This is a genomic window from Shewanella sp. HL-SH2 (assembly GCF_051164935.1).
Lineage (GTDB): Bacteria > Pseudomonadota > Gammaproteobacteria > Enterobacterales > Shewanellaceae > Shewanella > Shewanella glacialimarina.
Window position 1 is genome coordinate 2520740 of record NZ_CP195035.1, and the last position, 26178, is coordinate 2546917.

Here is a 26178-nt window from a genome sequence, read left to right on the forward strand (position 1 = left end):
CATGCACTCAGTTGTCCAGTCGGTTACTGACAGAATTATTGAACGTAGTAAAAATTCACGCAAAGGCTATTTAGCAGCCCTTGAAGATGCTAAAGCCAAAGGGGTTCACCGGAGCGCGCTAAGCTGTGGCAACTTAGCCCATGGTTTTGCGGCTTGTAAGCCTGCAGATAAAGATGCATTACGTCAATTAACGAAGGCTAACATTGGTATTGTTACCTCGTTTAACGACATGCTTTCCGCACATCAGCCCTATGAAGATTACCCAAAGCTGTTAAAGCAAGCGTGTGAAGAGGTTGGCAGTGTTGCGCAGGTTGCTGCGGGCGTTCCAGCAATGTGTGATGGCGTGACCCAAGGTCAGCCTGGCATGGAATTAAGTTTGTTGAGTCGTGAAGTGATAGCTATGGCAACAGCGGTAGGCTTGTCACACAACATGTTTGATGGTGCTTTATTACTGGGTATTTGTGACAAAATTGTCCCAGGCTTACTTATTGGTGCACTAAGTTTTGGTCACTTGCCGATGATGTTTGTGCCAGCAGGCCCAATGAAGTCTGGTATTCCGAACAAAGAGAAAGCTCGAATTCGCCAAAAGTTCGCCCAAGGTCTGATTGGCCGTGAAGAGTTATTAGCCGCTGAATCAGCATCGTACCATAGTGCGGGCACCTGTACTTTTTATGGTACGGCTAACTCTAACCAGTTAATGCTTGAAATTATGGGCTTACAGTTACCTGGTTCGTCGTTTGTTAACCCAGATGATCCGCTTCGCGAAGCACTAAACAAAATGGCGGCTAAGCAAGTATGTCGTTTAACAGAAATGGGTACCCAGTACACCCCAATTGGTGAAGTGGTTTGTGAAAAATCTGTAGTGAACGGTATCGTTGGCATTCTTGCAACTGGTGGTTCAACTAACTTGACCATGCACATTGTTGCCGCGGCTCGCGCTGCCGGCATTATTGTTAACTGGGATGACTTCTCAGATTTATCTGATGCAGTTCCTCTATTGGCACGTGTTTATCCAAATGGTCATGCTGATATCAACCACTTCCATGCTGCAGGCGGAATGGCCCTACTAGTTAAAGAATTACTGGATGGTGGATTATTGCATGAAGATGTCAATACTGTTGCCGGTTTCGGCTTGCGTAAATATACCCAAGAGCCAAAACTTATTGACGGTCAATTGCTTTGGGTTGATGGTATTTCTGAATCATTAGATAAAGAAGTATTAACTCACTTAGCAACACCTTTCCAGCCAAATGGTGGTCTTAAATTACTAAAAGGTAATTTGGGCCGTGCAGTGATCAAAGTCTCTGCTGTACCAGACAAAAATCGTATTATTGAAGGTCCTGCGATTGTGATTAACGATCAAAATGACATAGATGCCTTATTCAAAGCCGGTGCGTTAGACCGAGATTGTGTAGTGGTAGTCAAAGGTCAAGGCCCTAAAGCAAATGGTATGCCAGAACTACATAAGCTAACTCCATTTTTAGGTAGCTTGCAAGATAAAGGCTTTAAAGTGGCATTAGTCACTGACGGTCGTATGTCTGGAGCATCAGGCAAAGTGCCTGCCGCGATTCATTTAACACCAGAAGCCCTTGATGGCGGCATGATTGCCAAAGTTCAAGATGGTGATTTGATCCGTGTTAATGCCAATACTGGTGAGCTGACATTATTGGTTGATGAAGCAGTGCTTAATGCACGTGAATCAAGCGTGGTTGATTTACACCATTCAAGTTATGGCATGGGTCGCGAATTGTTTGGCGCGTTACGCCGCACATTAAGCAGCCCTGAAACCGGTGCAAGAAGCACCAGTGCGATTGACGAAATTTACTAATTAAGGAAAAGTAACGAATGTCTGATAATAACTGGTCACTTCAACCACAAGATGTTTTTAAGCGTAGCCCTATTGTACCTGTGATGGTTATCAATAAAATTGAACATGCTGTGCCTTTAGCAAGAGCGCTTGTAGCAGGTGGTATTAGTGTTTTAGAAGTGACTTTACGCACCCCTTGTGCACTTGAAGCGATAGCTAAAATTGCTAAAGAAGTCCCTGAAGCCTTAATCGGTGCTGGCACTATTTTAAATGAAGCCCAATTAAAGCAAGCGGTTGATGCTGGGTCTCAGTTTATTATTACCCCTGGTGCAACAGTTGATTTACTTAAAGCGGCTAAAAAAGGCAACGTGCCATTAATTCCTGGTGTGGCGAGTATTTCTGAGGTGATGGTGGGGATGGAATTGGGATACACTCATTTTAAATTCTTTCCAGCTGAAGCTTCAGGCGGGGTGAATGCACTTAAGTCATTCTCTGGCCCTTTAGCCAATATTCGTTTTTGTCCTACGGGCGGAATTAGTCTTGCCACTTATAAAGATTACTTAGCATTAAGTAATGTTGACTGTATTGGTGGCAGTTGGATAGCACCAACAGATGCGGTTGACTCTGAAGATTGGGCGCGTATTACCCAGCTTTGTAAAGAAGCACTAAACGGTCTATAAACGGTTTAGTAAATTAAAAGCCAGCAATCATTTGCTGGCTTTTTTGTGTTCAACGTTAAGCGTAGAACCCTGTTTTAGTTATTTTCAAACTTTAAGCAAGGGCAATATTTTGCTGACTTTGTCAAAACACTCTTGATATTCTGCTTCGGCATTTGAGTCTGCCACCACGCCGCCGCCAGCCCAACAGTAAATACGATTATTTTCAGTGACTAATGTTCTAATGGTAATGCTGGTGTCCATAGTGCCGTCTTGACTAATATAACCAATACTGCCGCAATACATACTGCGTCTTGAGGGCTCTAATTCCTCAATAATTTCCATTGCACGTATTTTGGGTGCACCGGTAATCGACCCACCAGGGAAACATGCCTTTAATAAATCTGTTGCGCTGTAAGCTGATGATAACGTTGCTGTAACCGTGCTGACTAAATGATGCACTGCTGGAAAGCTTTCAATAGCAAATAGCTGCGGTACAGCAACACTGCCAGGTGCTGCCACTTTGCCAATATCATTACGCAGTAAATCGACTATCATGACATTTTCGGCGCGATCTTTTTCAGATAACTGTAATTTAATCGCTTGCTGTTTATCTAAAGCAGCATCATTGATTCTGGGTAATGTGCCTTTAATGGGCTTGGTTTGAATGCTATTACCGTGCAATTGTATGAATCGCTCTGGTGAAATAGACAATATGGTATGGTTAGGTAAACGTATAAATGCCGAGAAGGGCGCTTTATTCGCCTGAGTTAACAGGCAATATGCTTGCCATTCATTACCTTTATAGTCAGCTTCAAATCTTTGGGTCAAATTAATTTGATAGCAATCACCACTTAATAAATACTCCTGTACTCGATTAAAGTGGCTCAAATAGGTTTGTTTACTCGTTTGATTATGCCAATCAGAGGTTAGTGAAAATGTTGGTGCTGATGAGGTTGATGATTTAGCCAGCATCAGATTTTCAATGATATTAACAATTGAGTTTAATTGGGTTGTGCCATCATAGCTTATATGCAGCCAAGATTTTTTGGCGTAATCATAAATTAAACACTGATCATAAAAGCCAATACTGAGCTCATTAAAATCGATATCTTTAGCGGCTTTTTTAATGATGTGTTCCACTGAGCGGCCAAGATCATAGCTCAATGCTCCCATAGCGCCACCACTGAATGGATAAATACTAGGGTGTTTTATCGGATATAAATGCGCTAAGCAATATTTTAAGGCGTCAAATGGGCTGAGGGTAGGTGACAACAAATACTCTTGTATATCGTCAAATAGAGTCGATGAAGAGTGTTCATTATCAACTGTTAATTTGGGCTCAAAACAAAGTACGTTATTATGACTGGTAAGCGTTGCAATCGGGTTGAATACGATAATATCGAAACGGGCGTCCTGATGCGTAGCATTTGCAGAATCGAGAAACATTGACCAAGGAAGATGACTGACTAATTCAAATAAAGACTGGCTAGAATAAGTCCAAGTTAATGGCATAATCGTTAATGCATTGTCACCACGCGGTTTCATCAATTACCCTTAAATAAAATGTGCTGTAGCTCAAAAAGGATGGAAAGAGTATCATATTGGCCATCAAAGAATTATACCAAACCCTAAAATAACGTTGATTTAATCAACTTTACATAAAAACGATAAATAAGTTAGGCCGCATGGCTGCTGGAGCGCCCCATTATGTCTATGAACACCCACACTTCCTCTTCACCTGTTACTATTAAACAGGCTGATTTTATTGAAAGTATTGAAGATTCTCTACAGTATATTTCTTACTACCATCCTAAAGATTTTGTTGATGCTATGTATGCTGCCTATCAGCGCGAACAAAGTGTTGCGGCAAAAGATGCTATCGCACAAATCTTAATTAACTCACGTATGTCAGCAGAGGGTAAACGTCCACTTTGTCAAGATACCGGCATTGTGACTACATTTGTTAAAATTGGTATGAATGTTAGTTGGGATAAAACTGACATGACAGTACAGGAAATGGTCGATGAAGGTGTACGCCGTGCCTACACCAATCCTGACAATCCATTACGTGCCTCAATTGTGGCAGACCCAGCAGGTGCGCGTAAAAATACCAAAGACAACACGCCATCCGTTGTGCATATTGATATGGTTGCGGGCAATCATGTAGAAGTAATGATTGCGGCTAAAGGCGGCGGATCAGAAAATAAATCTAAAATGGCGATGTTAAACCCATCTGATGATATAGCAGCTTGGGTAGAGAAAACCTTGCCTACAATGGGCGCGGGTTGGTGTCCGCCGGGTATGTTAGGAATAGGTATTGGCGGCACCGCTGAAAAAGCTGCGGTAATGGCAAAAGAGTCATTAATGGATCCGGTTGATATTCATGAGTTGATCGCTAAAGGCGCTGAAACAACTGAAGAAAAACTGCGTTTAGATATTTTTGAACGTGCTAACAACCTAGGTATAGGCGCGCAAGGTTTAGGCGGACTCACTACCGTTTTAGACATCAAAATTAAATCAGCACCAACCCATGCAGCGTCTAAGCCTGTTGTGATGATCCCCAATTGTGCGGCAACGCGCCATGTGCATTTTCATTTAGATGGTACTGGTCCTGCTGATTTAGTGCCTCCATCACTTGCAGATTGGCCAGAAATTACCCGTGAAGCGGGTGAGAATACCCATAGAGTTAATCTAGACAATATCACTCAAGCTGAAATTGAAACCTGGAAGAGCGGTGACACTTTATTACTTAACGGTAAAATGCTCACAGGTCGTGATGCGGCGCACAAGCGCATTCAAACCCTATTAGATTCAGGCGAAGGCTTACCGGCTGGAGTCGACTTTAAAGGTAAATTTATATACTACGTTGGCCCAGTTGACCCTGTTGGTAATGAAGTGGTTGGCCCAGCAGGACCAACAACCGCAACGCGTATGGATAAATTCACCGACATGATGCTTGAAAAAACCGGATTAATGGGCATGATTGGTAAATCTGAACGTGGACCAGAAACCGTTGCCTCGATTAAGAAGCATAAAGCCGTTTATTTGATGGCTGTGGGCGGTGCAGCTTACTTAGTGTCAAAAGCGATTAAAAAATCTCGAGTGGTTGCCTTTGAAGAACTGGGCATGGAAGCAATATACGAGTTTGAAGTGCAAGATATGCCTGTAACGGTAGCAGTTGATTCTAATGGGGTTAATGCCCATGAAACCGGCCCTGCTATTTGGAAAATTAATATTGCCAATAGTAAAGCTTAATTTAAGCTTGTCACTGTAAAGTAATGTGACTTAAACGCTCAAGAGTCTTTATTGTTTAAGGCTTGCTTGAGCGTTTTGCTTTCGGTAATCTGCCAATAAATAACCATAACAAGAGATAATCAATAACATGAAAACTTCTTCAGTGCTTTTGGCATTGGTTGCCGCAGGAATGGCAACATCAGTGTATTCAGCGGAACCTTTTACAGTTCAGCACTTAGTTAATATGAATAAACTTCATTCATATGCGGTATCAAATGACGGTAACACCTTAGTTTATGGCGTTAAAGTGATTGATGATCAAGGTGAAGCAAGTTCAGATCTTTATTCATTGGATTTAAGCAATAAAACCGCCACACCAAAGCAACTCACGTCTGCGTCAGGTACTGAACATGACGTGAGTTTTTCTGCTGACAGTAAAAGTATTTATTTTTTAGCCGACCGAAATGGCACTAGTCAGCTATATCATTTACCGCTTAATGGCGGCGAAGCTTTGCAGGTGAGTGATCTACCCCTTGATGTAAACGGCTATAAATTGTCTCAAGACGGCCAGCAAGTCGTCATGACCCTGCGTGTTTTTCCAGACTGTAAAGACCTAGTGTGCTCGAAAGAAAAATTTGCCGCTGAGAAAGAACGAAAAACTACCGGTCGTGAATACAAGCAGCTTATGGTGCGTCATTGGGATACATGGGAAGATCATGCGCGCAATCACTTATTTGTAGCCAACCTTAACGGCACTAAAATTACTGATGCCATTAACGTGACCCAAGGACGTGACACTGAAACACCACCAAAGCCATTTTCAGGTATGGAAGAAGTGACATTTACACCTGATGGCAAATTTATCGTATACAGTGCCAAGGCGCCGAGTAAGGATCAATCTTGGACAACTAACTACGATTTATGGCAAGTCCCTGTAGCTGGCGGTGAAACAGTTAATTTAACTGAAGCCAATAAGGCTTGGGATGCTCAACCGACTTATTCCGCTGATGGTCGTTATATGGCGTATCTAGCGATGACCAAACCTGGCTTTGAAGCTGACCGCTATCGCTTAATGTTACTGGATACGGTAACAGGGCAAGAAAAAGAAGTCGCCCCGTTATGGGATAGAAGTCCAAGTTCAATCAACTTCAGTCAAGATGGTCGTACGCTTTATGTCACTGCCCAAGATGTTGGTCAGGTCTCAATATTTGAGGTTAATCCGCAGTTTGGCGATGTACGTCCAATATATAACGATGGCAGCAACAGTATTGTTGCGGTAACAAATAACAAGATTATTTTTAAAAATGCATCATTAGTTGAACCAGGCGATTTGTACACCATCAGTTTAGAAGGTGAGAATTTAAAGCGTTTAACTCAAATTAACAAAGATAAGCTGGCTAATATTAAGTTTGGTGAGTTTGAACAGTTTAAGTTTAAAGGCTGGAATGATGAAACCGTTCATGGTTACTGGATAAAACCTTCAAATTATAAAGAAGGTGAAAAATATCCAATAGCATATTTAGTCCACGGCGGCCCACAGGGATCATTTGGCAATTCATTCAGTGGTCGTTGGAATGCTCAGTTATGGGCTGGCGCTGGTTATGGTGTTGTTATGGTTGATTTCCATGGTTCTACTGGTTATGGCCAAGCTTTTACCGACTCAATTAGTCAAGATTGGGGCGGAAAGCCGTTAGAAGATTTGAAAAAAGGTATGGCTGCAGTAACTGAGCAACAACCCTGGTTAGATGCCAACAATGCCTGTGCGTTAGGTGGTTCATATGGTGGTTATATGATGAACTGGTTCCAAGGACATTGGAATGACGGCTTTAAGTGTTTGATAAACCACGCTGGTTTATTTGATATGCGCTCTATGTATTATGTGACAGAAGAGCTTTGGTTCCCAGAATATGAATTTGGTGGAACCTATCACGATAACAAAGATCTGTATGAGAAGTTTAACCCAGTTAACTACGTTGAAAACTGGAAAACACCTATGTTAGTTATTCACGGTGAAAAAGACTTCCGTGTGCCTTATGGCCAAGGTTTAGCTGCATTTAGCTTTATGCAACGTAAAGGCATTCCATCTGAATTGTTAATGTTCCCAGATGAAAATCATTGGATCTTAAATCAAGATAATTTACAGCAATGGTATAAGAATGTTTTCAGCTGGATGGATCGCTGGACAGCAAAATAAATTGAGATGATTTGAAATAAGATGTGGTGTCAGCAGTGGCACCACATTTTTTTATGCTTTAAAAAATGATGCAGATTTTTTCTGAGCATTCGCCAACTCAGCGGCGTCAGACTCTCTGTCTTGGTGTGGCTTTATTATCCATAAAAAATAGGTCATTCTTCTTCGCGAACTACTGAATTTACGACTATTATTCTTTTGGCAAACTTTATTGCGCAGCGCCATAAAAATCCTTATGAATATTGCAATTAAGCAGAAATCTTTTTAATGTAAAACATTGTACATTAATGTCGATTTCAAAGCACATTACTAGTGAGGTATTTAGGGTAAATTACATTAAAGTGTTATTTTATGACTAAATAAGCCTAAGAAATAACATGGCTAGTGTTTAATTGGTGATGATTGTCCATATGTGGTTGCTTAGTTACAATAACGTGCCTAATTAAGGATTATTAAGTGATATCAATAAAACTAATGAAAAACTTGTTATTTTATAGAAATATCACTTCTATAAACTGACAACTTACATTAGAGTAGCGCTCCTTTTTTATGTGCTTTAAAAACAATCTATTTAGAGGGTATCTCATTGGATTACATGCTTTACATAAAGTTCTTTTTAGGGCTTTTAGCGATTATTAACCCTGTTGGTTTACTGCCAGTTTTTGTCAGTTTAACCAGCCATCAGACAGACCTAGAGCGAAGACACACTAACAGAGTGGCTAACTTTGCCGTAGTGGTTATCTTATTTGTCACTATTATCGCAGGTCAGCATATTTTGAACATGTTCAGTATTTCACTGTCAGCGTTTAGGATTGCTGGCGGTAGTTTGATCTGTATTATCGCGATGTCGATGCTGCAAGGTAAAATCAGTGAAGTTAAACGAAACCAGGAGGAAGATCGTGAGTCTTCGGGTATGGAGTCGGTTGCGGTTGTGCCATTAGCACTGCCTTTAATGGCCGGTCCAGGTGCGATTAGTTCGGTTATCGTATTTGCTGCAGAACATAACACCTTAATCGATTTTGTCGGTATGTTTAGTACCGTGTTGTTATTTGGCCTACTCAGTTGGTCTTTGTTTAACATGGCTCCGGCCATTTTTAAACTATTGGGCAAAACCGGTATTAACGTGATCACGCGTTTGATGGGTTTATTAATGTTATCTTTAGGTATCGAAGTCATCGCTGCGGGTGTTAAAGGTTTGTTCCCTCAACTTATGGGCTAAATGCTTAATGTTGCACAGCAATTGTGCAAACGCTAACCGGGTCGGCTTTTTAGCTTGACCCACCATCCCCATTTGCGTAAAGTAGCGGCCGCAGAGTGATTGACTCTTTAAACAATCTTAAGGTGACGTGTCCGAGTGGCTGAAGGAGCACGCCTGGAAAGTGTGTAAAGGGCAACCTTTCGAGAGTTCGAATCTCTCCGTCACCGCCATATTCTAAAAGAAAGACGTCTTCGGACGTCTTTTTTGTTTATAATGACTTCTAATCCTTGCCAATCACCTTGTTTGAGCACCTTTCTATGACATTTTTATCCCTTGGGTTACATCCCACTATTATCGATAACCTAGCTACATTAGGTTATGAGACACCGACCGCGATTCAACAAAAAGCGATCCCTGAAATCCTAAATGGAAAAAATGTTATTGCGGCGGCACAAACCGGTACGGGTAAAACCGCCAGTTTCGTATTGCCAATTTTAGATAAATTGGCCAAAGGCGAAACAGGGCGCAAAAAAAGAATGCGTGCGCTGATATTAGCGCCAACCCGTGAGCTAGTATCCCAAGTGCATCAAAATATTGAACGTTATGCGCAAGGTTTGTCGCTACGTTCTATGGCAATGTATGGTGGCATTGACAGTAAAGAGCAGAAAGCAGCATTGTTAGACGGTGTTGACATTGTGGTGGCTACACCTGGCCGATTATTAGACTTGTATACTCAACGCGCATTACACTTTGATGAAATCGAAGTGTTAGTGCTTGATGAAGCTGATCGTATGCTCGATATGGGCTTTATTGAAGACATTAATAAGATTCTGGCGAAGCTGCCAGAGGACAGACAAAACTTATTATTTTCAGCCACACTGTCAAATCAAGTCAGAGTACTAGCAAAAACTGCGGTACGTAATGCCGTTGAAATAACCTTGAATAAACAAGTGGCAACTAAGCCTAAAATTGAGCAATGGTTGACCACGGTTGATAAAGATAAAAAGTCGGCATTATTAAGTTACTTGATACAACAACAGCAATGGCCACAAGCGCTGATCTTTATTGAAACTAAACAAGGTGCAGCAAAGCTTGTAAGTCAACTTGCTAAGCGTGACATAATTGCTGAATGTATTCACGGCGGACGCAGTCAAGTTGTGCGCGAACAACTGCTTGCTGACTTTAAACAAGGCAATATTCAATATCTTGTCGCTACGGGAGTCGCTGCGCGCGGTATTGATATTGATGATTTACCGGTTGTAGTGAACTATGATTTACCTTTTCCTGCTGACGATTATATTCATCGTATTGGGCGAACAGGCCGAGCCGGCGCAAGTGGCTTAGCGATTTCGTTAGTATCGAACGATGACTTTAAAAATCTGTGTATGATTGAAAGCCGAATGGGTGAGCTAATTGAACGTAGAGTAATAGAAGGTTTTGAGCCGAAAAGGCCTATACCTATTTCAGTCTTAAACTTTGTTCCCCAAGCTCGACATCAAGCAAACAAAGATAAAGCACCTCAAGTGAGCTTATCTTTAAATAAAGGTAAGGAGACTGCAAGAGGCCGCTCTGCACCTAATTTTAGTGGCGAGACTCGAAGCGGTGAGCAAACGGCTAAACATCAACATTCATCGTCATCAAGAACTGACACTTCAAGTCGCGCTGATAAGCCGTTACCGTTAAATCCATGGGGTTTACCAAAAGGTTAAGCTTAACAACGAAAACGTTTAAATATTCAAGACCGCGCAATAACAGATATGGGTTGTTATTGCGTGAGCCTTAGTTAAGCGTTATTGATCTTTTGTTTTAAGTCATATGAATCGTCTGTGACAAGCCGCTCTAGAATTTCAACACGATCCCGCAGTGCACTCACTTCCTTCTGTAACGACTTATTATGGCTGTCATTTTCACTGGCAGCACGTATTTGTTGCTCTCTGAGTTTCATTATACTGACAATAAAGCTGCCTAGAATTGCGAGGATCGGAATAAGTAACGCTAAAGTAGCTGGGTTCATAATGCTTCCTAACTGATGTTGTTTGTATTCTTATATTGATTCTATTCAACCGTTTAAACCAGTGACATTTGTCACCAAAATGCGACTCATAAGCCTATCACAGTGATAAAATGGCTAAATCTCAGCTTACGGCTTTTGTTTAGGCACTATAGCCTCAAATCGGTCCGCGGTTAATGTTAAATGAATAAGTCACATGTAAGTCTATTGGCTTTGTAATTCAATCAATAATTGTGTGACAAGAAGTGTCAAAAGTACAAATTGTACTGCAAATAACATTGAAAAATGGTTAACTATTTGCAAAATATTCTAACCTTAAACGAGCACAAAAATGCACCTGAGTACTAATGAGTACAAACTAGTGGCATTAATCGTATTTAGGTTAATTAAACAATAATTACACAATAAAGGCATTATATGAAAAAGGCGTTAATTTCACTTTCAGTAGCGGCAGTGCTTACCGGACTTGTTGGCTGCCAAGACCCAGTCACTTCCAGTAATGCGTCAGCTGAGGCAGCGCAGAATTCAGTATCATCTCAACAAGCTACTCAATTATCGTTTGCTGATTTTTCACAGAGCTTTATTGACGATTTATGGCTTTTAGCACCAACCTGGGCAATGTACAACGGTAAGCATATTAACGATGGCTATCTTGATGTGCCTAACCAAGCAAGTCGTGACAAAACCCTCGCATTTGTAGCAAAACAAAAAGGTTTATTAAATACCTTTAATCAAGACACTTTATCTGCCAATGAACTGATTGATTATAAATTACTTGAAAATCTAGTGAATAAGTTTGAGTGGGAAGTAAACACATTCAAATCATGGCAATGGGATCCATCCAGTTATAATGTTGCTGGTGGCTTTGCACAAATCATTAATGAAGATTTTGCCCCATTAGATGAGCGCCTGATATCTGTTATTGCGCGTTTAGAAAGTGTGCCGGCTTATTATCAAGCTGCTAAAGATAATATCAACAACCCCACATTGGCACACACTCAATTAGCGATTCAACAAAACCGTGGCGCTTTTTCAGTACTTAATGACGATTTAGCTAACAAGGTTGCCCAGTCAGGCTTAAATGCTGAACAAAAAGCCATGTTTACCAGTCGCTTCAATAGCGCAAAACAAGCTATAAATACTTACATCGATTGGTTAACCGTTCTAGAAACAGACTTACAAGCCAATGGCAGCCGTGACTTTAGAATTGGTGAAGACTTGTATGAACAAAAGTTTGCCTTAGATATTCAAGCCGGTATGACAGCGAAACAACTGTATGATAAAGCCGTTGAAGATAAGAATCGTGTTCAAGCAGAAATGGCCAAAATCACTACTGATATTTGGGCAAAACATATTGATACAGCAAAGCCTGCGGATGACAAATTGGCCATCAGACAACTTATTGATGTGTTGTCATCAAAGCATGTGAAACGTGAAGACTTTGTCGATGATGTACGCAAACAAATTCCAGAGTTAGTTAAGTTTGTTAATGATAAGCAACTCATTACCCTTGATCCTAAAAAGCCATTAGTCGTGCGTGAAACGCCTGAATATATGCGTGGCTTTGCTGGCGCGTCAATTAGTGCGCCTGGGCCATATGAAAAGGGCAGTAATACTTATTATAACGTGACCCCCCTTGATGATATGACTGATGAGTCTGCCGAAAGCTATTTACGTGAATATAATCACTGGATTTTACAGGTGCTTAATATCCACGAAGCGATCCCTGGTCATTACACCCAGCTTGTATATTCAAATCAATCACCTAGTTTAGTTAAAAGCTTATTTGGTAATGGTGCAATGGTTGAAGGCTGGGCGGTTTATACAGAACGTATGATGCTTGAAGAGGGTTATGGTAATTTTGAGCCTGAAATGTGGTTAATGTACTACAAGTGGAATTTACGCGTTATTGCTAACACTATTTTAGATTACAGCATTCAAGTTAAAGGCATGGGCGAGCAAGATGCTATTGCTCTAATGGAGAATGAAGCTTTCCAGCAGCGCGCTGAAGCGGAAGGGAAGTGGCGTCGTGCGACATTAAGCCAGGTGCAGTTAACCAGTTATTATTCAGGTTACCGTGAAATTTATGACTTCAGAGAAGAGTTAAAAGCTGAAAAAGGGGCTGATTTTGATTTAAAACAGTTTCATGAACAGTTTTTAAGCTACGGTAGCGCACCGGTGAAGTACATACGCCAGTTGATGAAATAACTGATAACCAAACCAGCAACCAACGACAAAAGCCTGAGTGTTCAGGCTTTTTTGTTTTTCAAAAAAGTAATAAAGATCTCATTATCAATCCATTTTAACGTAAAAAGTAGATTAACGATACTCGGCATGTTAATCTTAATGCAAATAATTATCATTTGTGGTGTGTTTGTGAAAAGAATATTATTGATCGATCAACAACTCGAAATAGGTTTTGATCTAGGCGCGCAATTAACTGAAATTGGTTATCAGGTCATTGTGGTTAATAATGCATTCCAAGCGCTAGTTAATATAGAAACTCAGCTATTTGATGTTGTATTAGTTGATTTGTCAGTGCCTAAAATGGAATCATTTTGGCTACTTATGGCCAGAAAATGTTCTACACCTATCATTACACTTGCAAGTGATAATGATGATTTTGAAAGAATTAACGCACTAGAGCTGGGTGCAGATGATTACTTATCAAAACCTTTTAATCTGCGTGAGTTACAATTAAGACTCAACGTTATAAAACGGCGAAGTAATCTAGTCAGTAATGCTGAAAAGCAAACAATGATCCATTTTGATGATCCAAGTTACTCATTAAACTGTAATGGTAATAAAATCACCTTAACCAATACCGAATATCGGCTATTTAAATATCTTTATGAGCGCCAAGGTGAGGTGGTAACCAAACAAGAGTTGCAGTTACGTGTGTTGCATAAACCATTAGGTAAATTTGATCGTAATTTAGATATGCATATTAGTAATACCCGCAGAAAACTAGCGAGTCGCAATTTACCCCGTGATTTGATCAATACAGTCAGAGGTCAAGGCTATAGCTTTAGCTTTTAACGGTTCCCACTAATAGCGGTATTTGGTAAACTGTGACAATAAAAATGAGTCTACTTACATCAATAATATCTTTTACTTGTAGACAAAATGAGACAGCAACTTACTAAAGGATACCCTAATGCGGATCAGTGCAAATTTTGATGGCGGTAATATTGAAGTGATTAACATCGATAATCACAATGATATTCAGCTTGCTATAAGACCAGATTTCGGTGGTGAGTTTTACCAGTGGTTTAACTTTCGTTTAGAAGGTTCTGTGGGTCAAACTTACACCATGCACATCAATAATGCCGGCACAGCATCTTACCCTAAAGGCTGGGAAGATTACCAAGCAGTGGCAAGTTATGATCGTCAACATTGGTTCCGCCTACCCACATCGTACCAAGATGGTAAATTAACTATTACAGTCGATTTAGATTGTGAGGCTATTCAAATTGCTTACTTTGCACCCTATAGCTATGAACGTCATTTAGACTTCATTAGTGAAGTACAGTTACACCCATCAGTGAGTCTAGAACACTTAGGGCTGACCCTTGATGGTCGTGATATGACCTTGTTAAAAATTGGTGATGATGACGAAGATAAGAAAAGCATTTGGATTACCGCAAGACAACATCCCGGCGAAACTATGGCAGAATGGCTCGTTGAAGGTTTGGTGAGTCAGTTATTAGATGGCGACAATCCTAATTCCAAGTCTCTGCTAGATAAAGCTAATTTCTATATTGTACCCAATATGAATCCAGATGGCAGCGTACGTGGTCATTTACGCACCAACGCCGTTGGCGCTAACCTTAACCGTGAATGGCAAACACCAAGTTTAGAAAAAAGCCCTGAAGTGTTTTATGTCGTCAATAAGATGAAAGAAACCGGTGTTGATCTATTTTATGATGTCCATGGTGACGAAGGTCTACCTTATGTGTTTGTCGCGGGCTGTGAAGGTGTGCCTCACTACACAGATAAAATGGCGCAACTTCAAAGTAAGTTTGTGTCTTCGCTGCAACTTGCTAGCGCTGATTTCCAAACACAATATGGTTATGCAAAAGATGAACCCGGTAAAGCGAATTTAACCGTAGGTTCAAATTGGGTTGCGAATACGTTTAAGTGTTTATCCAACACCTTAGAAATGCCATTTAAAGACAATGCTAACTTATCTGATCCATTTGTGGGTTGGTCGCCAGAGCGTAGTATTTATCTAGGTGAAGCGTCACTATTAGCAATGTTAGCAGTAGTAGATGAACTGTAAATAGTAACATAAGGGTTTTTATTTATGGCCTTAATTGAATGTCCTAAATGTCAAAAACGCATTTCTAGCAAGGCTAAGGAATGTCAGCACTGTAAAGTGAGCTTGGCAGGAAGTACTGAGTCATTAACTAAAATCAGTCATATTCAGCAATCGAATAAATTGATGAATCACAGTTTGATTTTTTTATCACTGTTCATTGCTGGGGCAGTAGCTTGGTTTTGGGGAGGGGAGCAAGCACAAGGTTTACAAGCTATTGTGGCTGTTTCTTGTTTTGTTGTTGGTTTTGTAGGTTATTTTATTACCCGAGTAAGACTCGTGTTACACAAACGGAAATCAGTATGAATGATATCAATAAAGTCATTGATGAAATGCCAGAAGAAGTTTACCACAGATTAGTGTCAGCCACTGAACTAGGTAAGTGGGAAGATGGTACGGTTTTGTCTGAAGCTCAACGTGAGTCAACACTACAAGTCGTTATGCTTTATCAAGCGCGCAAGCTGAAGCAGACTGACCACTTCACTATTGGTGCTGGTGGGGCGATTAATGAATTGTCTAAAACTGAATTGAAAAAGCAGTTTAAAGGCGAAGCCATCGCTGAGTTTAAAGAACCAGAAATGTAGTCGTGTTTGCGATTTATCTGTGATAAAAAATGCGAGCAATAAGCTCGCATTTTTTATCGATTGAGATAACTACCGACTTAAAGTATTGGTGCTTTGTAAGGCATGGCGCCCAAATAGTCTTTCTTACCCACTTCTACACCATTATGACGTAATATGGCGTAAGCCGTGGTGATGTGAAAGTACAGGTTAGGAATAGCGTGTTCAATGGCAAATTCATAACCGGTAAGATATTTACCTTCCCAGCGCGGTTGAGAGATATGAATGGTAGCAGCGTGTGCAAAATCAGCCTCACTAAAACCATCCAGATATTCAAGTACTGAAGTAATGCGTAAACGGAGTTCTGCTAGCGTCGTTTCGCTGTCGTCATGTTTTGGCGCAGAGTCTAATTTACCTGTTAATCTAGCGACGCCAATTTTAGCTGTGTCGCAGGCGATTTGTACTTGGCGGATCAAGTTAAACTGATCAGCAGCTAAGCGAGAGTTCAATAACACTGCGATATCAACACGTTTAAGTGCGGCGAATGCTTCACCTTTATCAAGAACATGGTTTAAGTTGTTAAGCATTTTACTAAATTGTACTACGGTTAAATCGTATAGCATGGAGGCATCCTCAATGAAAGCTGCAAACTGGCAGCATATAGGTTGTTAGTGATAACACAAAAGCAGGTAAAGCCGTTAAAGTTTTTCATTTAAAATCAATATTTCAAATCATTAGTCGACTAATTCAATTCCCAAACTGTCTAATAAATTTAAGGCCTCATATCGTGAGAACTTGGCCTGTTTAAGGGTATTTTCAAGTACATTAATATTGAAGTTAGTAGACTCAGCAAAGTCAGCTTTTTGTAGATTGGTACGCATAAATAAACTGTGGCTAAAATCACAATAGGTCATGCATGAGTGGGTAAAGTCGCCCCCCCTAAAGTCAACGTCATGGACTTTACATTCTTCTAAGATAAGGCCATGCAAGGTTAATCCAAAAAAGGAGCTGTCATTGATAATACAGCGAATAAAAGATAATTCAGGGTTAACAGTAAATTTGGGCCAATTGGCTTTTGTCCAATTAATGCCGATCATTTTACATTCTATAAAACTCACTTCTAGAAACTGCGAGTAATCGACTTTTGCCAAACTGAAGTTACAGTGATTAAAATGACAGTTAATAAATTTACAATGGGCAAAGGTGGTAGAAGCAAAATCGCAAGCGCTAAACTCACATTGTTCAAACTCTGCCCCAGAGATAAGTCGGGATCCGATAACTAACTCATTAAAAGCTTGATTATAGTATTGTTGATTATCCTGTATTTTAATCACTTTTATCTCTACTTTTTGGCTCGAAAGGCATATGCATTTTTATTAAATGTTCCTCCATATCAAACGAGACTTGAAAGCCGAGAGATTTGGCTAAATTGGCCATGTTACGGTTTTCAAACATGGTAAACCCGGTCAATACCGGAGTGTTATTATTGCGATAATAGTGGATTAATTTTTCCAATAACCGCTTACCTAAACCAATACCTTGGTAGTCACTGCGAACGGCCATAGCAAATTCTGCTTCTGTGTTGTCGGGGTCGGTAGAGGCTCTTACCGCGCCTAAGGTTAACTCTTGGCCATCGGCCAATATTGTGGTGGCAATAAAGGCCATTTCACGGGAGTAGTCTATTTGAGTGAGTACTGCCATTTCTTCATGGGTCATTTTAGAGCGCACACCAAAGTAGCGTTTATAGCGATCTTCTTCAGATAATGAATTATCAAAGTCCATATGTTTAGGTTCATCCTCAGGCAGAATAGGTCTTAACATGACTTTCAAACCATTTTTTAGGATCAGGGTTTCTTCTAATTCTTTAGGGTAGGGCAAAATAGCCAGTCGATTACTTGTATCATACCCCAGCGGATGTAATCGCATATCAACATCGAGTAACGTAATATTGTCACCCGCGGCTAGCACAGGGTTGAGATCCAATTCGGCAATTTCAGGGCAGTCGATAATTAAGTGTGATATTTGGGTTAGCATCACACATAGCGCATTCATATTCAGCCCAAGCGGTAGGTGTCTATCGCGTAGTTTGTTGGCTTTTAACGCTTGGATCACCATATAGCGGGCTAACGCCATATTTAACGGTGGTAATGCTACCGCAGCATCTTGGGTTGGGTCCCACAGTGTGCCACTCTCTCCTAAGCAAATTGCTGGCCCAAATACAGGGTCGTTGATCACTGATACGCGAATTTCCTGTGCCCCTGAGGTTAAGGCCATTTTCTGGATGACTAATCCTTCAATATGTGCACTAGGATTAATTTGATGAACCCGATCTATTATTGAATGAGCAGCCTGACTCACTTCCTCTGCGCTGGTTAAATTAAGCATGACCCCGTGAACATCTGACTTATATTGTAAATCAGGTGATTGCACTTTTAAGGCAACCGGGTAACCAGCAGCATCTGCCGTAGCAACTGCATCTTCAATATCACTGACAAACCAGGTATCAATAGTATTCAGGCCATAGGCTTTTAATATATTACTGACTTGATAGGTACCGAGCACTAACTGGTTACGTTGCTGTGCTGCTTGTAACAGCTTTCTGGCTGTTACGCTGTCTGTCGGAATATTGTCTGGAATAGATTGTGGCACTTCTTGCAGTAATTTTTGATTACGACGATATTCCACCATATGCATAAAGGCGCGCACAGCCCCTTCAGGTGTGCGATAAGTTGGAATGCTGGCTTTGTTGAATTTTTTCCTCGCAAGATATGCTGAGTCTTCACCGCTCCAGTTGGTTAAAATGTTGACTCTATTTTTACGTGGATGCTGCTGATAAGTATCAATAACATTTTGTGCAATTAATTCACTTTGTTGTAACACTGACGGTGAGTGTAGGATTAAAATAGCATCAATATTATCTTCACCCATTAGCCGTTTAAGGGTATCACCATAACGATTTGCATTAGCGTCACCGACCATATCAATAGGGTTTTGTTTCGACCAGGTGCTAGGCAGTTGCTGATGCAAATCGTTAATCAACTCTGGTGACAGTTGTGCTAATTTACCGCCTTTAATAATCAGTTCATCAGCGGCAAGTACCGCAGGGCCGCCGCCATTACTCATAATTGCAAGGCGTTCGCCTTTTAACACACTGGCATGTGCTAAACTTTCCACTGCGGCAAACAGTTCTATAAGGTCATTAACACGCAACATACCTGCACGCTTAAACGCGGCTTCAAATACCGCATCATTGCCCTGTACACCACCTGTGTGGATCATGGCGGCTTTTGAACCTTCATGGGTCCTGCCTGATTTAATCACGAATATAGGTTTATTACGTGATGCTGCCCGAGCGGCAGATAAGAATCGGCGTTTATCATTAATTGAATCGATATAAAGCATGATAGCTGAGGTTTTACTGTCTCGGCCGAGGTAATCCAGTAATTCATCAAAATCAATATCTGAGCCATCACCGAGTGAAATAAACGATGAAAATCCAATGTCTTTGTTGTTTGCCCAGTCTAAAACTGTGGTACAAATTGCCGATGATTGCGATACAAAAGCCACTTTACCTTGTTTGGCACTGGCGTGGGCTAAACTGGCATTTAGGCCAATAGTGGGTAGGATCATGCCTAGACTATTGGGGCCAAGAATACGCATGCCGTAACGTTTTGCATGTTGCAGGGTAAGATGTAATAAATTTTGGCCTTGTTCATCAAAGGTATCTGCCATGCCACTGGCCATAATGATGGCCGCTTGACAGCCAAATTGGGCTAAACGTTCAACTATTGCTGGTACTCGGTGAGCGGCGGTGCAGATAATTGCCAAGTCTGGTTTTACCGGCAAGGCTTCAATACTTGGATAGGCCAATACGCCCATTACCGCAGTATATTTTGGGGTGACAGGCATTATTGGGCCAGAAAAGCCCCCGGATAATAAATTGCGCATCACGGCGCGGCCAGCCCGGGTAGGAGAGTCAGAAGCGCCAATTACAGCCACTGATGTCGGCTTGAACAATGCAAGAATACTTCGTTGACTCATTTAATGCTCCCTTTAAAATCCAACGCGTTAGCTTTGTAAGCATATATCGTGATGAGATAAGCTGTTAACTAGTGATGTATGTCCACCTATCTACCATATTAAGACAGGCTGGGACATTAATTACTCTTTGTTGTTTTGTCGTATAAAACCCACAACCTAGAATAACACTTCAATCGCAGTCATTATGTTTGTTAATCTTATAACAGGCACAAATCATATTCTATTTGTAGTTATTTTTATGCTAATCATTATAGGCGTAACATTGAACGATAAAAAAGCCAGCATCTGCTTAACACCGATCAGTTAAGAAACTGATCGGTTGACAGCAAAAATGATCCTACGAAAATGGCTCCTTCTTTTGAACGGAGTCATTTTTTATGTTGTCTAACTGGCTTATTGATACTGAATTACTTGTCGCCCCCGAAGAACTATCTATCTTTCAAAAAGAATTGCCGTTGGAATGGATTGAACAAGCTTTGGAGCTAACCAACAAAGCAAGTATTAGGCGCAGAAAACTTCCAGCAGAATTAGTCGTTTGGCTCATCGTTGGAATTGGCCTCTACCGAAATCGTTCCATCGCTGAAGTCGTCTCCAAGCTCGACTTAACGTTAGTTGATAAGTTGGGAGAAACCGTTGCACCAAGTGCTATCCCGCAAGCCAGACAGCGACTGACAGCCGCTCCCCTTAAAGCCCTTTTTGATATCACTTCTAAACACTGGTGTCATAGGGAAGACAGCCAAGATACATGGCATGGTCTTCAGTTATTTTCTGTTGATGGAACGACATTTCGATGTGCAGAAAATACCGAGAATTCAGAGCATTTTGGCTATATCAGTAATCAGCATAGGAAGCAGTCCGTATACCCAGTAGCCCGCTTATGCGCACTCATGTCATTACGAAGTCGTATGATAAGAAATGTAAAATTTGGTCCGTGTAGTAAAGGGGAAATTAGTTATGCTCGAGAGCTAATTGAATCAGTTCCAGCTAATTCTCTCACTATTTTTGATAGTTGTTACTTTAGTGCAGATCTTATGACAAGTTGGTGGGGAGCCAACTAGAATAGCCATTGGCTTACACCACTCAAAAGTAATACACGCTTTGAAGTCATCGAGCAATACGCTGACAACGATTATCTAGTTGAGATGCCAGTATCACCACAAGCGAGAAAAAAGAACCCAGAGCTACCTGAAAAGTGGCATGCGAGACTAGTGACCTATCAAGAAAAATCCCAGGGCAATCATATTACAGGTGTGCTGAGTTCATTAACCAATAGAAGCAAATACTCCTCTCAAGATATATTAGAAGTCTATTTCGAACGCTGGGAGATAGAAAATGGCTATGGAGAAATCAAGCAATATCAACTTGATGAGAGTATTTTATTAAGAAGTCAGACAGTTGAAGGCATTTATCAGGAGATTTGGGGATTACTGATAGCGTACAACTTGATCCGAGTTGAAATAAGCCAAATCGCTAAAGAGGCAGAAGTGTCACCATTACGGATTAGCTTTGTAATGGCGATGCGCTATATACAGGATGAGTTGATGTGGTGTGCAATTGCTTCGCCAGGAACAATCCCTAAAAAGCTCAAAGCAATGAGGGAAAACGTTAAGCAATTTATCTTGCCCAAAAAACGAAAACGGCCCAAAAGTAGGACCGTTCGAATTAACAAAACCCGCTATCCAGTTAAGAGAAGAAACTCTTAACTGAATGGTGTTAAGCATCTGCTGGCATTTTTATTTTAATAAACCACTCAAACCTACACGTTATGTGGATGCCTGATGAGTATTTTTCTCCGGTACATAAATACCAATTAGTTTGCGCATCATGCTTTTACTGTCTTCAATCGCAATATACAAACAAGGTATTAAACATAAAGTGACCACGGTCGCAAACAAGACACCAAATGCCAGTGACACCGCCATTGGTATTACCATTTGAGCCTGCATACTGGTTTCAGCCATAATAGGCACCAAGCCAATAAAAGTGGTTAATGATGTCAACATAATGGCTCTAAAGCGTCTACAGCCCGCATTTAATACTGCCAACTTCATTGGCACCCCTTGTATTCGCGATTTATTGACATAATCCACCATCACCAGACTGTCGTTAACTACAACCCCTGCTGCGGCAATAATACCAAATACTGACAGGGCACTTAAGTCTATATCTAAGATGATATGTCCTAAAACCGAGCCAATCACACCAAATGGGATCACCGACATGATCATGATAGGTTGTAAATACGAGCGCAGTGGAATAGCAAGTAAGCTGTAAATCACCAGCAAAGAGATAATAAAGTCACGGGTTTGCGTGTCTGCACTGTCTAATTGTTCTTGAATACTGCCAGAGACTTCACTTTTTACTCGTGGATATTTAGCCAATAGTTCAGGGATAAAATTATCCCGTATATCTTTGGCTAACTTGAATGGCTCAGCTTGCTCTGCGTCCACAGAAGCCCAAACGTTAATAGTCCGGTTACCGTTTTCACGTCGAATACTGTTCACACCTTGTACCACTGAAATTTCAGCGACTTCCGATAGTGGAAGCTCTGCACCTTGGCTGGTTTTAATTAATACATCCTGCACTAACGCAATAGAGTTACGTTGCTCTTCAGGGTAACGAAGCATGACTTTAATTTCTTCGCCGTTGCGAATAATACGTTGTGCTTCTAATCCATAAAAACTGTTACCGACCTGACCCGCAATATTGGCTAAGCTCAGTCCTAAACTGTGGGCCAATGGCTTTAGTTCAAATTGCACTTCTTTAGCACTTGATTGTCGGCTGTCATTGATGTCGCTCACACCTTTTAGTGAGGCAAGCTTGTCTCTTAGTGCAAGGGAGGCTGCCACTAGTTGTGATTCATCTTTACCTTCTAGGCGGAAACTAATATCGCCATCTTCTCGGCCACCACCAAATAAACTGTCTTGTATAGTGAAGGATTTGACCCCAGGAATAAGCGGCATGGCTTGACGCCATAGCTCAGCCACTTCAAAGGTATTGATAGGACGTATACTTGGGTCGACTAATTTAGTCATAATTTCTGCGCTAGTACGACCGCGAAGATCTATCTGCATTTCTGCAATCATGCCTTGACCATAGGTTTTAACCAGTTCTTTATCGACATTATACAAGGTAGATTCAATGGCTAATGCGGCTTCAAGAGTGGCTTTTTCGGATGCATCGACATTCATTTCCACTTTAACACGTGGAAAATCGTGAGGAATTTTAGGTTGACCGATAAAGCGGACTAAGCCACCAGCATATAAGCCAACACAGATCAGGATTAAGCTAATAAACACCATTATCACGGTATAGCGGTACTTAACCGCCACTTCTAAGCTCGGGCGGTAAACGGTTTCAATAAACCAGCTTAGGCCAGTATCAACGTGCGATTGCACATAGTTAACCCCATTGCGTAACCAATCCAATGGATTTTTAGACCCTGGCTGAACCACTTTAGGCTTTTTCATATGGGCTAAATGCGAAGGTAAAATCAGTTTTGATTCAACTAGAGAGAAAAACAAACATAAAATAACAACATAACCAATAGCTTGACCAAAGGCACTTGAAGGACCATTGTCTAAGGTTATCGGTAAAAATGCGGCAATTGTGGTTAATACACCAAATGTGGCAGGCATAGCTACGCGCTGTACACCGCGAATAACGTTCTCTACATTTTGACCATTTTCTTGACACTCTGTGTGGGCACTTTCACCCATTACAATGGCATCGTCGACTACTATCCCTAGCACTAAAATAAAGGCAAATAAGCTGATCACGTTAATGGTGACGTCGATAAACGACAGCGGCATAAAGAGCAGCGTACCTAAGAAACAAACAGGTAAACCCATCATGACCCAAAAGGCGAGACGCACACGTAAAAATAACGCTAACATTAAAAACACCAGCACTGCACCGGTTTTCATGCTGTCTAGCATCAAGTCTAAACGACCTTCTAAGTAATAGGTCATATCTACCCAAGGCTCAAAATTGACACCGGCGGGAAGAGATTTCTGTTTCTTTTCTACATAGGTACGGATAGTTTCAGCGACATCGGTAATACTTTGATTACGCGCAGCACCAATAAAGAAAGTGACTGAGTTTTTACCATTAAACTTAGAGTACTGAATACCATCTTCAAAACCATCGGTGACGGTTGCGACATCACCGACTAATACGGTAGTGCCATCCTCTAGTGTGAGCAGTGGTAAATCTTCAAACTCATAACCGACATACGCCTGGTTTTCTACTCGTAGATTAATATAGCCGTTTTCCGCTTTGATTTGTCCCGCTGACATATTGCGAGAATAGCCGCGTACCGCTTCTGCTACATCATTAAAGCTTAGGCCGAATTCACGCAAACGATCTTTACTGACTTCGATACTAATTTCATACGCCAAACCACCATAGTATTCGGTGATATTAACCCCTGGCAGTTGCATCATCTCTTGATGAATACGCTCACCTAAATCTTTTAACTGACGTTGCTCTAAATCGCCATATAAACTGAGGTACATGACTTCTTGACGTATTTTAATTTGTTCTACTTTTGGCGGTTCCATGCCAGCAGGGAAGGTAGAGATTGAGTCAATTTCAGACTTAACTTCTTCCAACACTACCTGTGGATCATACTCATCTTCAATTTGAAAATAGCCATTTGCCATGTTTCTATTTGAATAAGTGATAATTCTTTTAAGGCCTTGAACCCGCTCAAGTGCTTGTTCAATTTTAACCGTAATGCCTTCCTCAACTTCCTGTGGTGCCGTGCCTGAATAAACTGCGCTGAATTCAATCCAGTTAATTTCTACCGCAGGGAAAAACTGTTTACGGATAGAGTTGGCGGTGAGTAAACCACCGATGATGATAATGATCATTAACAGGTTAGCTGCAACAGAGTTACGCGCAAACCAGGCAATTAGCCCCTTATTGGTGTCCTCCATCATTAATCCTCACTATCCATTGCTAATTCAGTGCTTTGTGCTGCTTCATCTTGGGTCTCTTTTTGCAGTATCCTGTCTTCTGGCAGTGCTAGCTTCATGCCTTCAATAGGATAATCTAATGCTGAGGTAATCAGTTTCATGCCATTTTCAAGACCATCAGAAATAACTACTTTAGAGCCTTCTTGACGCAGCATAGTGACATCTATGTAACGTAATAATTTTTCATCGTCCATAATAGCAACTTGACCGTTAACAATCAGGTGACGAGGAACAATGGTAACTTCTCCAGCGCTTGCACCGCTAATATTGGCGGTAACATAAGTGCCATATCGTAATTCGCGCTTGTCGGCTTTTAATCCATAGGGATCAACAATTTCAGCGACTAAGTAGGTCATACGGCTTTTACTGTCTACAACGCCTTCGCTGCGAACGATTTTACCGATCCATTCTTGTTTACTGCCGGCAAAGTTACCAACTAGTTCAACAGTGGCATTAACGCCTTTGGCTTCAAGGTATTGAATTTCTTTATCTGCTAGCGGTAAGCGGACTTCTGCAATGTCAGTACTTAATAGTGCCCCGACAGGTGTGCCCTTGCTAACATAAGAGCCTAAACCCACTTCTCGGCTAGAGACTAATGAATCATATGGAGCGCGGATAACCGTTCGTTCAAGATTTCGTTGTGCGCGATGTAAGCCCGCTTCTGCACTTTTTAATTTTGCTATTTCTTGTGCTAATTGCGGTTTACGTAGACTTAAATCAGTAGGCGTTCCGTTACTAATTTGAGCCCATTCTGTTTCAGCCACTTTTACGTTAGCGCGTTCTTGTACCAAGGCTGCTTTTGCCGAAGCAATACTGGCCTGAGCATCTAATAAATCGGCTTCATAGTCACTGGCATCAATTTTAGCTAAAATATCGCCAGCTTTAACAAATCCACCTTTGACAAATGAATCAGATAAATAGGTTATTTCACCCATTACCTGTGACACTAAATTGGTATTATATTTCGGATTAACTACACCATATGACGATACGTTAAACATCATTGGCTGAAATTGGATCTCTTCGACTGAAACCAAAGGAGTGGTATCCAGTGCAGGTTTTTCTTCAGGCGGCTTTTTTAAAGCTGAAATCCCTGCTAATGCGCCAATACCCAGTCCTAAGACAACTATGGGTAATATAATCTGTTTTTTTGTCGCCACGACTCTTCCTCAATTTATCT

Annotated in this window: 19 protein-coding genes, 1 tRNA gene and 1 pseudogene; 13 read left to right on the forward strand and 8 right to left on the reverse strand. The window is 41.1% G+C overall.

Annotated features, from left to right (window positions below; translation table 11 throughout):
• Window position 1: 1 nt before the first annotated feature.
• Complete coding sequence (gene edd / locus ACRWP9_RS10915) at window positions 2-1828, forward strand: phosphogluconate dehydratase (protein ID WP_434926039.1); 1827 nt, start codon at window positions 2-4, stop codon at window positions 1826-1828.
• Between the two features lie 17 nt (window positions 1829-1845).
• A complete protein-coding gene (locus ACRWP9_RS10920) occupies window positions 1846-2487 on the forward strand; it encodes a bifunctional 4-hydroxy-2-oxoglutarate aldolase/2-dehydro-3-deoxy-phosphogluconate aldolase (RefSeq protein WP_226409992.1) in 642 nt (213 codons plus the stop codon).
• A gap of 84 nt (window positions 2488-2571) precedes the next feature.
• Here ACRWP9_RS10920 and pabB read toward each other — a convergent pair whose 3' ends face one another.
• Window positions 2572-4011 (reverse strand): aminodeoxychorismate synthase component I, encoded by a 1440-nt coding sequence (gene pabB / locus ACRWP9_RS10925; RefSeq protein WP_434926040.1) that lies wholly within the window; start codon window positions 4009-4011, stop codon window positions 2572-2574.
• A gap of 168 nt (window positions 4012-4179) precedes the next feature.
• Here pabB and ACRWP9_RS10930 point away from each other — a divergent pair, with 168 nt between their 5' ends.
• Both ACRWP9_RS10930 and ACRWP9_RS10935 read left to right on the forward strand, forming a co-directional pair.
• Window positions 4180-5721, forward strand: coding sequence for a fumarate hydratase (locus tag ACRWP9_RS10930; protein WP_434929034.1), 1542 nt, complete (start codon window positions 4180-4182; stop codon window positions 5719-5721).
• 127 nt (window positions 5722-5848) lie between these two features.
• Complete coding sequence (locus tag ACRWP9_RS10935; protein WP_434926041.1) at window positions 5849-7894, forward strand: prolyl oligopeptidase family serine peptidase; 2046 nt, start codon at window positions 5849-5851, stop codon at window positions 7892-7894.
• A 51-nt stretch (window positions 7895-7945) separates the two neighbouring features.
• Here ACRWP9_RS10935 and ACRWP9_RS10940 read toward each other — a convergent pair whose 3' ends face one another.
• The gene (locus ACRWP9_RS10940; protein WP_434926042.1) at window positions 7946-8116 is read right to left on the reverse strand and encodes a hypothetical protein; all 171 of its coding nucleotides are present in this window, start codon (window positions 8114-8116) and stop codon (window positions 7946-7948) included.
• A gap of 370 nt (window positions 8117-8486) precedes the next feature.
• Between ACRWP9_RS10940 and ACRWP9_RS10945 the strand changes: the two genes are divergently transcribed.
• The 3 genes from ACRWP9_RS10945 (at window position 8487) to ACRWP9_RS10955 (ending at window position 10798) form a co-directional block, all read left to right on the forward strand.
• A complete protein-coding gene (locus ACRWP9_RS10945) occupies window positions 8487-9110 on the forward strand; it encodes a YchE family NAAT transporter (protein ID WP_434926043.1) in 624 nt (207 codons plus the stop codon).
• Between the two features lie 121 nt (window positions 9111-9231).
• A tRNA-Ser gene (locus ACRWP9_RS10950) sits at window positions 9232-9319 on the forward strand.
• A gap of 87 nt (window positions 9320-9406) precedes the next feature.
• A complete protein-coding gene (locus ACRWP9_RS10955; RefSeq protein WP_434926044.1) occupies window positions 9407-10798 on the forward strand; it encodes a DEAD/DEAH box helicase in 1392 nt (463 codons plus the stop codon).
• Window positions 10799-10872: 74 nt separating this feature from the next.
• Here the strand turns inward: ACRWP9_RS10955 and ACRWP9_RS10960 are convergent, their stop codons facing one another.
• A complete protein-coding gene (locus ACRWP9_RS10960; RefSeq protein WP_434926045.1) occupies window positions 10873-11103 on the reverse strand; it encodes a hypothetical protein in 231 nt (76 codons plus the stop codon).
• Between the two features lie 414 nt (window positions 11104-11517).
• Here ACRWP9_RS10960 and ACRWP9_RS10965 point away from each other — a divergent pair, with 414 nt between their 5' ends.
• The 5 genes from ACRWP9_RS10965 (at window position 11518) to ACRWP9_RS10985 (ending at window position 16002) form a co-directional block, all read left to right on the forward strand.
• A complete protein-coding gene (locus ACRWP9_RS10965; protein WP_434926046.1) occupies window positions 11518-13308 on the forward strand; it encodes a DUF885 domain-containing protein in 1791 nt (596 codons plus the stop codon).
• Window positions 13309-13476: 168 nt separating this feature from the next.
• On the forward strand, window positions 13477-14139 hold the full coding sequence (locus ACRWP9_RS10970) for a response regulator transcription factor (RefSeq protein WP_434926047.1): 663 nt from the start codon (window positions 13477-13479) through the stop codon (window positions 14137-14139).
• 118 nt (window positions 14140-14257) lie between these two features.
• On the forward strand, window positions 14258-15382 hold the full coding sequence (locus ACRWP9_RS10975) for a M14 family metallopeptidase (protein WP_434926048.1): 1125 nt from the start codon (window positions 14258-14260) through the stop codon (window positions 15380-15382).
• 24 nt (window positions 15383-15406) lie between these two features.
• Window positions 15407-15724, forward strand: a complete 318-nt coding sequence (locus tag ACRWP9_RS10980) for a zinc ribbon domain-containing protein (RefSeq protein WP_434926049.1) — start codon at window positions 15407-15409, stop codon at window positions 15722-15724.
• A complete protein-coding gene (locus tag ACRWP9_RS10985) occupies window positions 15721-16002 on the forward strand; it encodes a YeaC family protein (protein WP_226409982.1) in 282 nt (93 codons plus the stop codon). Before ACRWP9_RS10980 ends, ACRWP9_RS10985 begins: the two co-directional genes overlap by 4 nt.
• Window positions 16003-16079: 77 nt before the next feature.
• Here the strand turns inward: ACRWP9_RS10985 and ACRWP9_RS10990 are convergent, their stop codons facing one another.
• The 3 genes from ACRWP9_RS10990 to ACRWP9_RS11000 form a co-directional block, all read right to left on the reverse strand.
• Window positions 16080-16601, reverse strand: coding sequence for a DUF1993 domain-containing protein (locus ACRWP9_RS10990; protein WP_434926050.1), 522 nt, complete (start codon window positions 16599-16601; stop codon window positions 16080-16082).
• Between the two features lie 111 nt (window positions 16602-16712).
• Window positions 16713-17312 (reverse strand): pentapeptide repeat-containing protein, encoded by a 600-nt coding sequence (locus ACRWP9_RS10995; RefSeq protein ID WP_434926051.1) that lies wholly within the window; start codon window positions 17310-17312, stop codon window positions 16713-16715.
• A complete protein-coding gene (locus tag ACRWP9_RS11000) occupies window positions 17305-20019 on the reverse strand; it encodes a bifunctional acetate--CoA ligase family protein/GNAT family N-acetyltransferase (protein WP_434926052.1) in 2715 nt (904 codons plus the stop codon). The genes ACRWP9_RS10995 and ACRWP9_RS11000 overlap by 8 nt, the downstream gene beginning before the upstream one ends.
• A gap of 377 nt (window positions 20020-20396) precedes the next feature.
• On the opposite strand from ACRWP9_RS11000, the pseudogene ACRWP9_RS11005 reads away from it, so the two are divergent.
• Window positions 20397-21722, forward strand: a pseudogene (locus ACRWP9_RS11005) (IS4 family transposase).
• 60 nt (window positions 21723-21782) lie between these two features.
• On the opposite strand, the gene ACRWP9_RS11010 reads toward ACRWP9_RS11005, so the two are convergent.
• Window positions 21783-24959: an efflux RND transporter permease subunit gene (locus tag ACRWP9_RS11010; protein ID WP_434926053.1), complete on the reverse strand. Its 3177-nt coding sequence runs from the start codon at window positions 24957-24959 to the stop codon at window positions 21783-21785.
• 2 nt (window positions 24960-24961) lie between these two features.
• On the reverse strand, window positions 24962-26158 hold the full coding sequence (locus ACRWP9_RS11015) for an efflux RND transporter periplasmic adaptor subunit (protein ID WP_434926054.1): 1197 nt from the start codon (window positions 26156-26158) through the stop codon (window positions 24962-24964).
• Between the last annotated feature and the right edge of the window lie 20 nt (window positions 26159-26178).

What these genes read in the sequence shown, in the direction of transcription:
- ACRWP9_RS11000 (WP_434926052.1), bottom strand. Translation starts at nt 20,019, where the DNA reads ATGAGTCAACGAAGTATTCTTGCATTGTTCAAGCCGACATCAGTGGCT.
- ACRWP9_RS10985 (WP_226409982.1), top strand. Translation starts at nt 15,721, where the DNA reads ATGAATGATATCAATAAAGTCATTGATGAAATGCCAGAAGAAGTTTAC.
- edd (WP_434926039.1), top strand. Translation starts at nt 2, where the DNA reads ATGCACTCAGTTGTCCAGTCGGTTACTGACAGAATTATTGAACGTAGT.
- ACRWP9_RS10990 (WP_434926050.1), bottom strand. Translation starts at nt 16,601, where the DNA reads ATGCTATACGATTTAACCGTAGTACAATTTAGTAAAATGCTTAACAAC.
- ACRWP9_RS10935 (WP_434926041.1), top strand. Translation starts at nt 5,849, where the DNA reads ATGAAAACTTCTTCAGTGCTTTTGGCATTGGTTGCCGCAGGAATGGCA.
- ACRWP9_RS10955 (WP_434926044.1), top strand. Translation starts at nt 9,407, where the DNA reads ATGACATTTTTATCCCTTGGGTTACATCCCACTATTATCGATAACCTA.
- ACRWP9_RS10960 (WP_434926045.1), bottom strand. Translation starts at nt 11,103, where the DNA reads ATGAACCCAGCTACTTTAGCGTTACTTATTCCGATCCTCGCAATTCTA.
- pabB (WP_434926040.1), bottom strand. Translation starts at nt 4,011, where the DNA reads ATGAAACCGCGTGGTGACAATGCATTAACGATTATGCCATTAACTTGG.
- ACRWP9_RS10945 (WP_434926043.1), top strand. Translation starts at nt 8,487, where the DNA reads ATGCTTTACATAAAGTTCTTTTTAGGGCTTTTAGCGATTATTAACCCT.
- ACRWP9_RS10975 (WP_434926048.1), top strand. Translation starts at nt 14,258, where the DNA reads ATGCGGATCAGTGCAAATTTTGATGGCGGTAATATTGAAGTGATTAAC.
- ACRWP9_RS10920 (WP_226409992.1), top strand. Translation starts at nt 1,846, where the DNA reads ATGTCTGATAATAACTGGTCACTTCAACCACAAGATGTTTTTAAGCGT.
- ACRWP9_RS10940 (WP_434926042.1), bottom strand. Translation starts at nt 8,116, where the DNA reads ATGGCGCTGCGCAATAAAGTTTGCCAAAAGAATAATAGTCGTAAATTC.
- ACRWP9_RS10965 (WP_434926046.1), top strand. Translation starts at nt 11,518, where the DNA reads ATGAAAAAGGCGTTAATTTCACTTTCAGTAGCGGCAGTGCTTACCGGA.
- ACRWP9_RS11010 (WP_434926053.1), bottom strand. Translation starts at nt 24,959, where the DNA reads ATGGAGGACACCAATAAGGGGCTAATTGCCTGGTTTGCGCGTAACTCT.
- ACRWP9_RS10930 (WP_434929034.1), top strand. Translation starts at nt 4,180, where the DNA reads ATGAACACCCACACTTCCTCTTCACCTGTTACTATTAAACAGGCTGAT.
- ACRWP9_RS10980 (WP_434926049.1), top strand. Translation starts at nt 15,407, where the DNA reads ATGGCCTTAATTGAATGTCCTAAATGTCAAAAACGCATTTCTAGCAAG.